General features: G+C 34.7%; 7 protein-coding genes. 6 read left to right on the top strand and 1 reads right to left on the bottom strand.

Features of this window, described 5'->3' with window-relative positions; all coding sequences use genetic code 11:
- Window positions 1-59 precede the first annotated feature (59 nt).
- Together RTL21_RS19190 and RTL21_RS19185 are read left to right on the top strand one after the other, a co-directional pair.
- The gene (locus tag RTL21_RS19190; protein ID WP_312098218.1) at window positions 60-596 is read left to right on the top strand and encodes a hypothetical protein; all 537 of its coding nucleotides are present in this window, start codon (window positions 60-62) and stop codon (window positions 594-596) included.
- Between the two features lie 12 nt (window positions 597-608).
- Window positions 609-1,085: a glutathione peroxidase gene (locus RTL21_RS19185; protein ID WP_312098217.1), complete on the top strand. Its 477-nt coding sequence runs from the start codon at window positions 609-611 to the stop codon at window positions 1,083-1,085.
- Between the two features lie 91 nt (window positions 1,086-1,176).
- Here the strand turns inward: RTL21_RS19185 and RTL21_RS19180 are convergent, their stop codons facing one another.
- Complete coding sequence (locus tag RTL21_RS19180) at window positions 1,177-1,770, bottom strand: MerR family transcriptional regulator (protein ID WP_312098216.1); 594 nt, start codon at window positions 1,768-1,770, stop codon at window positions 1,177-1,179.
- A 318-nt stretch (window positions 1,771-2,088) separates the two neighbouring features.
- On the opposite strand from RTL21_RS19180, the gene RTL21_RS19175 reads away from it, so the two are divergent.
- From RTL21_RS19175 to RTL21_RS19160, 4 genes are all read left to right on the top strand, one after another.
- Window positions 2,089-5,160 carry a GNAT family N-acetyltransferase gene (locus RTL21_RS19175; protein WP_312098215.1) on the top strand — a complete coding sequence of 1,024 codons (3,072 nt, stop codon included), beginning with the start codon at window positions 2,089-2,091 and terminating at the stop codon, window positions 5,158-5,160.
- Between the two features lie 17 nt (window positions 5,161-5,177).
- Window positions 5,178-6,038 carry an amidohydrolase family protein gene (locus RTL21_RS19170; RefSeq protein ID WP_312098213.1) on the top strand — a complete coding sequence of 287 codons (861 nt, stop codon included), beginning with the start codon at window positions 5,178-5,180 and terminating at the stop codon, window positions 6,036-6,038.
- A gap of 152 nt (window positions 6,039-6,190) precedes the next feature.
- On the top strand, window positions 6,191-6,847 hold the full coding sequence (locus RTL21_RS19165; protein WP_312098211.1) for an HD domain-containing protein: 657 nt from the start codon (window positions 6,191-6,193) through the stop codon (window positions 6,845-6,847).
- Entirely contained in the window at window positions 6,828-8,714 is a 1,887-nt protein-coding gene (locus RTL21_RS19160) for an ABC-F family ATP-binding cassette domain-containing protein (protein ID WP_312098210.1), read from the top strand. Before RTL21_RS19165 ends, RTL21_RS19160 begins: the two co-directional genes overlap by 20 nt.
- Window positions 8,715-8,848: the final 134 nt, after the last annotated feature.

Raw genomic sequence — 8,848 nt, 5'->3', positions numbered from 1 at the left:
TAACAAAAATGATCTAGTTTAAACCATTATTTATTTTCACAGAAAAAAAGGAGGAAAAAATGTTTGATCCCACTGCCTATGAAAATATGAGAACAGTAATGGAAGGCTTTATTTATGATCGAGATTTGGAAGGGGGTATCTTAGTCTTAGATCGGAATGATATATTTAATAGTAGTAAACTATCAAGGAATTATACGGTTACTTTTCGGCTGAAAGACCAACAAAATGCGAAAATAATGTTTGAACTATCAGCTGATTTGCAAAATTTATCAGCAGAGCTATTAGCAAGTGGAGAAAACGAAAATTTGGTTGGTTCCTCCATCTACATACATTTATTTTTACGCCATAAAAAGGACGAATCCATTTATCCCATCCTACAAAATTTAATGGAGGACATATGGGGAAAAGATATTACGGTTCTCCAAGAAATTAGTTTTCCTCCACTTGGCTTTAAGCAAGTTGTAAATAATCATATCACCATTGATTTTAAACGTTTAATTACAGAAGAACAGATAGATGATATGGTTACCATGATGGAGTTTATGGAAAGGACATTACATTCCCTTCATTCCATCGATTTTTTATTAACTGTATAAGGAGAATGTTGAATGAAAATATATGATTTTGAAGTAAAGACAATGGACGGAGAATTACGGTCATTAAATGATTATAAAGAAAAAGTATTATTAATTGTAAATACAGCTAGTAAATGTGGTTTTACTCCTCAATTTAAAGAGTTGCAAGAATTGTATCAAACGTACAAAGATAAGGGGTTTGTCGTGCTAGGGTTTCCAAGCAATCAATTTATGAATCAAGATCCAGGAACAAACGAGGAAATTATGTCCTTTTGTGAAATAAACTATGGTGTAACCTTTCCGATGTTTGCAAAGATCGATGTAAATGGAAAAATGGCAGACCCACTCTATCAATACTTAACAAAAGAATCACCAGGGACGTTAGGCGTAAAGGCAATCAAGTGGAATTTTACGAAGTTTTTAATTGATCGTAATGGAAAAGTGATGGAAAGATATGCGCCAAATACTAAGCCATCTGCTATAAAAGAACAGATTGAAAAGTTATTATAAAAGAACTTTAAACAAAAGTAGGGATCTGCCATTTTTTTAGAGGAGCAAAATATTTCACTAAGAAAATGGCAACCCTCTTGTTAAACAATTATTAACGATATGAAAAAAGGCGAATAAAGCCTGTCTTTTTCTGCTTAGTTTCTTTCTCTTTTAGGAAGGGAAGTTTCTTTTTTCTTGATTTTGCAAGGCTTTCTTCTTTATCTTGCTGGGTGATCGGATTTTCTAACAATGTTATTTTTTTTTCTTGACTAATAATATGGTCGTGCTGGCGTTCAATGTGCTCCTGTTGCTTTTTTAATTGCTGTACTAGTACTTGATTGAAATTTTTTTGAAGTTCTAATTCTTCTTTGATTGTTTGTAAATCTTGAAGAATTTTTTCCGTGGCATCGGTGGCAATTGGGATAGAGGTAGGAACAGGGCTTGTGAGCTCGTCTTCAATTTGTCTTAGTGACATCTGTTTTTCATTACGTAATTCTTTAACTTTTACTAAAATATCCAAGCTTCTTTGATCAAAATAGCGATAACCATTTTCGCCAATAATGACTGGGATAAGCGTTTTTAATTCTCTTAACCAGTTTCGTACAACCCCAGGACCTTCTCCGATATATTCCGCTGCTTCTTTCACACTTAATAATTTTGTTTTTTCTTCCTTAATAGCAAGTTCTTTTGTTTGTACACTTAACATTCTACACACCCCTCAATAAAAAATAATTGAAACGAGACCATTGGCTAGAAGGACGTTTAAAAGCCTTGTCTTTATAATTTTCGAGAAAAGGAAAGAAAATCCTTTGACGAGCTTTGTCTAGTTTTGTTGGATATTCATTTTAATTATCAGAAAAATTATTATTGTGATATCTTTACAAAAATTCTCAAAGATAATACGATAGAACAAGAGTGTTGGAAAAACATTCCTATAATCAAGAAAGGAGGAGCTGACAATGATGCATTCTAAAGAAGTTGGTGTACAAGCAAAAATTCAAAATAAGAGGGATGAGGGTTCTTAGTGGAAAAAATACAAGAAGGTTCACAAACAATTAAGATAGTTAGCTATCATGAGGGGTTAGCTCGTAGTGTCGCTGATATGTGGACGAAGAGTAAAGACTCATGGGGAGGAACAGGTAAAACGGAGGAGCAAGTGCTTGAACAGCAGCAAAGTTCGGATAATCTTGATACTTTCTTAGCGGTAATGGGAGAAGAAGTGGTTGGATATTGCGGATTTTCTGTTTATAAAGAAGATATTGGGGCATTATATGTACCTTTGTTAAATGTACGCCCAGACTTTCATGGAAAGAAAGTAGGTAAAAAGTTATTATTACATGCCCTAACGAAAGCAATAGAGCAAAAATGGCCAAGGCTAGATTTATATACATGGGCTGGTAACTTAAAGGCAGTTCCTCTATACAAGCGCTGCGGCTTCTTCTGGGAGGATAACGATAAGTATACCCACTTAATGAATTTTATCCCAACTGTTCGTAATAATGAATTAATCAATTATTATTTAAAAGACATGGACTGGTATGCTGATTTAAAAAGAAATCTTGAAATTAAACCAGATGGAGAGATTGTGCATGGCTTTACACACTATGAATATGTTTGGCAAAAAGAACAGGAAAGCGTTATTGTCAAATTCGAAAAAACAGGCAGAGGAATCAGCTATATTGAAACAAAGGATTTTCAAATAGAATTAATGATGGGACATCATGAATGCATTGAAGAAATAGAACAGCAAGTGTACTTGAAAATAAAGAATAAAACTACAAAACCAGTTTCCTTGCAAGCATGGGCAGATAATTATGGCAGAATTAAAGGCAGTTTTGCTAAAACAATGGAGATACAGGCAAACGAAGAGATTACCGTTCCATCTCCCTTTATAGTAAAAGAAGGAGATGAGCCTGCAGAAGGAAAAACTTTTCCTACATTAAAGGTTGATCTCAGCATTAACGGATTGGAAACAAGTTTACAGTTGGGTGTGTTTCCTAAACCGCCAATAACTATTGAAACAAAGGAAATAGAGGCTATTTTAGTTAAAGGAATGAATACTTACTTAGATTTGGAGTTGAAAAACAATTTAAATAAAGATATTAGTGCTAGTATAACAATTCCATTGAATAACCATTTACTATTTGAGGGTGATAAGTACTCTTTCACGCTAGCAAAAAATGAGAATAAGTGGATACGTATACCAGTGAAAGTAAAGAGTTCCGGATGCTTTAAAGAAAGAATCACATGTGGAATTTTTGAAAATGATTGTCATCTTTTAAGCATGGAGAAAGAAATTACGCTTGGTCTAAAAGGAATTGGCATGCAGTTTGTTGTAGAAAATGAGAAGGCTTGGAAGGTGTATAACGGTCCCCATCTGCTTTCCATAAGTAAAACAGACCAAGCGACTGAAATTAAAGGTACTGATTTCACTTTATTTGCACCAGCAATTGGAAAACCTTATTCCAATGAGCTGTCTAAACAAAAACCTTATCAAGTAAGCGAAGAAATAGTAAATAGCAGTATAGCTTTCAAAATGTTTTATAAGTCTAGCGATTTTCCTGGGATTGATATTGTCCTAACGAATGAACTTTTCGCAGAGGGGTATATGAAACGATGGGTCACTTTAATTAATAATCGTATAGGAGAACAAGAGCTTAGCTTGCAGGAAACCTTCTATGATTCTTGGCAACAGCTTTATTTACCACTAAAGGGTGAAGTAGTTTCGTTCAATGAGTTAAGTGCTGTGTCTCCATCTGAATTGGCTTCAAAAGATATATCTGGAAATTGGTATTTTTCTTCTCAAAATTCTTCTCCATTTGGAGTAGCATGGGATAAACAATCCAAAATCAAAATGGATAGCTGGAAAATGCATATAGAGTCAACAGCTATTCTTAAATCGCATGAAACATTTGATTTTCCACCTATTAGTATAAACCTTGGTGCCTATCGTAACTGGCAAGATTGGGAGGTGGCAGTAGAAGGTATAGTAGAAGAAGGAAAAAGAACCGTTGTCAAGGAAATAATGTTCGAATTTAATGAGGGTAATCCGATTAAAGAGAATGCAAGCCCATCGACTGTGCGGATAAGAACCTTTAGGAATCAGCCTCTAATTGGTGAAACTACTTTTACCATTAATGAAAAAGACATTCAGACTGTGGCGATTAATACAAATGAAACAGAGGTTTATCAAGTAAATAATCCAAATACTCTTCATTTTGGATTAAATAAAATAAATACTTCTACTACTCTTCCTTCAAAGAAGATGGAAATAGATGAGTTGTTTTTTGTACCTAGTGCCGATAATATCAAAACAGATATTATCGAAGAAGAAGGATTAACTGTTTATCGTGTTTCCAACGGAATAGTAACCTTTAAAGCTTCTCCAGTTTATTATCCAGGAATTTATTCAATTGAAGCAAATGACAAACAATGGCTCGAGCATTCATTTCCAAAGCCAATTGCAAAAAGCTGGTGGAATCCATGGTGTGGAGGAATAAAAAATGGACCTCCAGATTTAAATATGTTTTCTTTGTTAAAAGAGCAAACAGTCTGTGTCTTTACGACAGTAAAAGATAAATATAACAATGAATGGGCTGGCTTAAAGCTTGAAACCAATATCAGCCATCATCAAAAGTGGAAGGGTTTAAAATATGTACAATATTTTGTAACAATGCCTGGGTTACCACTTTTAATTACGTTTGTAGAAATTATCGATCATGCAGGTTATCGGATGAAAGAGGAAAAGTGGCATACAAATTTATTTATGACTTGCAATGACAAGGATACATGCGTCCTCCATATTCAGGGTGATAAGGTGAAAAATAAACAATTTTTCGTTGCTGAAGAAGAGCAAGAAGTCAATGTAAAAGACAACTTCTATTTATCTTTAGGGGAAGAAAAGCTTTATTACATCACAAGTGAATCTGCAATGGATACAGAGTTTTACAGCAATAAAGAAGCAATACAGCTAGTTTCCTTTGATAAAGCAAAGCGAATAGAGAACCGATTACACACAGAACCAAACTATTTATTGTTTGCTAAGGAGGAAATCTCCCCAGCTTTATTAAAACAAGTAAGAAGAATTGTATTTTAAGAAAGGGAATATTTTTGATGAAAATAATTGATGCACATATTCATTATTCGAATATAGACACATTTAAAGATACAGCCAAAAAAATTTCCTTTGTTGATTATAGCTTTGAAGGAATTCAAAAGGAAATGAATGAAGCAAATATTGTCCTTGCAATTGGAATGGGTGTTACAGAAACGCCGGAGATGGGATTTCCTGATTATCATGCCCAAACACCAATGGGGCTTGATTTGGATTCGGCACTACCTGAAAGTATTGTATATTGTGCGGGTATTAATCCATATAATATGGATGATGCAGCAAAAGATCGACTTGAAAAGGAGATACAAAAGCCAAATGTTGTTGGAATGAAAATCTATTTAGGCTATTATCCCTTTTATGCCTATGATGACGTGTATGAAGCCGTTTATCAGCTTGCAGAAAAGTATCATTTGCCCGTCGTTTTTCACACTGGAGATACGTATTCTGAAAGAGGGCTCTTAAAATACAGTCATCCACTAGCAATTGATGAAGTGGCGGTAAAACATCGTAAGGTTAATTTTATGATGGCGCATTTTGGGGATCCGTGGACGCTGACTGGCGCTGAAATTATTTACAAAAATTCGAATGTATATGCCGATTTATCTGGTCTAATCGTTGGAGCAAAAAAAGAGCTAGAAGAGGCACAGGAAGGGATTTTTCTTGACCATTTACGCCATGCACTAGTTTTTTCCCATTCCTATGATAAGCTACTATTCGGTACAGATTGGCCGTTGGCACCATTTGGTCCCTATATAGAGTTTGTTAAGAACCTTATTCCAGAAAGCTATCATGAAGATGTTTTTTATCGGACTGCACTGAAAGTTTTTCCGAAAATTAAGCAGTTTTTAATCGAAAAATAAGAGATTGATAGAGGAAATGAAGCCAGAGAAGAATGGGTAAAACCGTTCTTCTCTGGCTTTTGTCTTTATAAAGCGATATTCTTTCTTATTCGAATGACTAGTTTTCATGATACAATATGTTCATAAAAAGGATTAGCTGGATGTGAAAATATATGAATATGATTACCCGAGTGGAAAATTTGGTGAAAATAGAAATGGAAAAAGATGCAAGTGGCCATGATTGGTATCATGTGGATAGAGTTAGGAAAATGGCATTAATTCTTTCAGAAAAAGAGGGGATGGGCTATTCCAGAACTATAGAGCTTGCAGCATTATTGCATGACATTTCTGATAGCAAATTAAATAAATCCAAAGAAGAGGGGCATGAGAAGTTAGCACATATTCTCGATTGTCTTTCAATTGATAGAAAGGAAAAGGATCATATTGTAGCAATTATTGCTACAGTTGGCTATAAAGGTGGAAATAGCGATTCTCCTAAAAGCATGGAAGCAAAAATAATCCAAGATGCAGATCGATTAGATGCAATTGGCGCACTAGGCATTGCTCGAACATTTGCATATGGGGGACATGCCGGTAGTCCTATTTATGATCCTTCGTTGCCGATTAGAGATAAGATGACGGAAGAAGAATATCGAAAAAACAACTCTTCCACTATTCATCATTTCTATGAAAAATTATTAAAAATAAAAGATCTATTACATACAGATAGTGCTAGAAAAATTGCAGAAGAAAGACATCTGTTTATGGAAGAATTTCTACAAGAATTTTATAAAGAATGGAATGTACAAAATGAAAAGTATTTTAATTGAAAATATCACCAAAACATATGGAGAGAAAAAATTATTTGAAAACATATCTTTTGCAATAAGTGAGAAAGAACGTGTTGGTTTAATCGGAATTAATGGCACAGGAAAATCCTCATTATTAAAAATTGTTGCTGGAATAGATATAGCCGATGAAGGCGAAATCAAGGCACCAAAGGATTATCAGATTGCTTATTCTGCCCAGAGTCCTGAATTAAACCCAGAGCTTACCGTTTTAAATCAAGTATATGCAGGCGATGCCCCCGTATTAACGCTAATTAAAGAATATGAGGCAACATTAATACAAGTCAATAATGACCCTGAAAACAAAAAGCTTCATGAAAAGCTTTTTGATTTGCAAAAAAGAATGGATGCTTTAAATGGCTGGGAAGTTCATACGAATGCAAAGACTGTTTTAATGAAGCTAGGGATTGATCATTTTGATAAGAAAATTGGCGAATTGTCAGGAGGACAAAAGAAACGAGTTGCATTGGCACAAGTTCTTATTCAGGAACCAGATTTGCTTATATTAGATGAACCGACAAATCATCTTGATTTTGAGGCAGTGAAATGGTTGGAGGATTATTTAAGTAGATATACTGGAGCTCTTTTATTAGTAACCCATGATCGCTATTTCTTGGATCGTGTTACGAATAGAATGTTCGAATTAGATGGAGGAAATCTTTATAGCTATAAGGGAAACTATGGAGATTTCTTGCAGGCAAAAGCCATTCGGGAAGAAAATGAAGCGGCAACGATTGAAAAGCAGAAGAATCTATTTCGCCGAGAATTAGAATGGATTAGAAGAGGAGCAAAGGCACGTTCCACGAAGCAAAAAGCGAGAATTCAACGCTTTGATGCTTTGGACGATAAATTAGCGAATGTAAAAGGCAAAGACAAACTAGATATATCGCTAAAAGGGAGCAGATTAGGAAAACAAGTCTTTGAATTGGTTGATGCAAGCAAACGTTTCGAAGATAAAATTATTTTGGATAACTTTAATTTATTAGTGAAACCTGGAGATAGAATAGGAATAATTGGAAAAAACGGGACAGGAAAATCGTCGTTCCTAAATATATTGGCAGGAAATCTATCCCTTGATGCTGGTGAAAGAATTATTGGCCAGACAGTGAAGGTAGCGTACTACACGCAAGAAAATGAAGGGATGGATACTTCGAAAAGGATGATTGAATATTTAAAGGAAACAGCGGAAGTAATTGAAGCATCAGATGGAAAAGTAATTACAGCTGCACAAATGCTTGAAAGATTCTTATTTCCATTGCATACACATGGAACAATTATCGGTAAGCTCTCAGGAGGAGAAAGAAGAAGACTTTATTTATTGAAAATTTTAATGGGAGAACCAAACGTGCTTTTATTGGATGAGCCAACCAATGACTTAGACACTCAAACGTTAATGGTCCTAGAAGATTATTTAGATGATTTTAATGGTGTAGTTATTACCGTATCTCATGATCGCTATTTTCTCGACAAAGTAGCTGAACAGTTATTGATATTAAAAGGAAATGGTGTAATAGACACTTATTATGGCAATTATAGTGAATACTTAGAGGTAGAGAGAAAAGAAGAGCAACAAACAAAAGTGAAAGCAGAAGCACCAGTTGCGAAGAAAGAGTCAAAAGAGAAAAAAGTAAAGCTTAGTTACAATGAACAAAGAGAATGGGCAACAATCGACCAGGATATTGAAAATGTAGAAGAAAGACTAGCAAGCATTGAAACAGAATTAGCCGAGACTGGCAGTGATTTTGAAAAAGCTGCCCAATTAATGAAAGAACAAGATGAATTAAATGAGAAATTAGAATATCTGATTGAACGATGGAGCTACTTGTCAGAAATAGCAGATAAGTCGTAATAAATAAAGGAAATACACTAAAAATAACCTACTTATTTGGTTAGTGCTGGGAATACCATTACTATTGGACGCTAAGCTTAGAATACACTCGTTTTCCGTAGGGCTCACATTTCTACTTGGGGAATCTTATCTAG

Origin of the sequence: Niallia sp., from assembly GCF_031978665.1 — a bacterium.
GTDB lineage: Bacteria > Bacillota > Bacilli > Bacillales > Cytobacillaceae > Niallia.
This window is presented reverse-complemented; position numbering and strand designations above follow the sequence as displayed.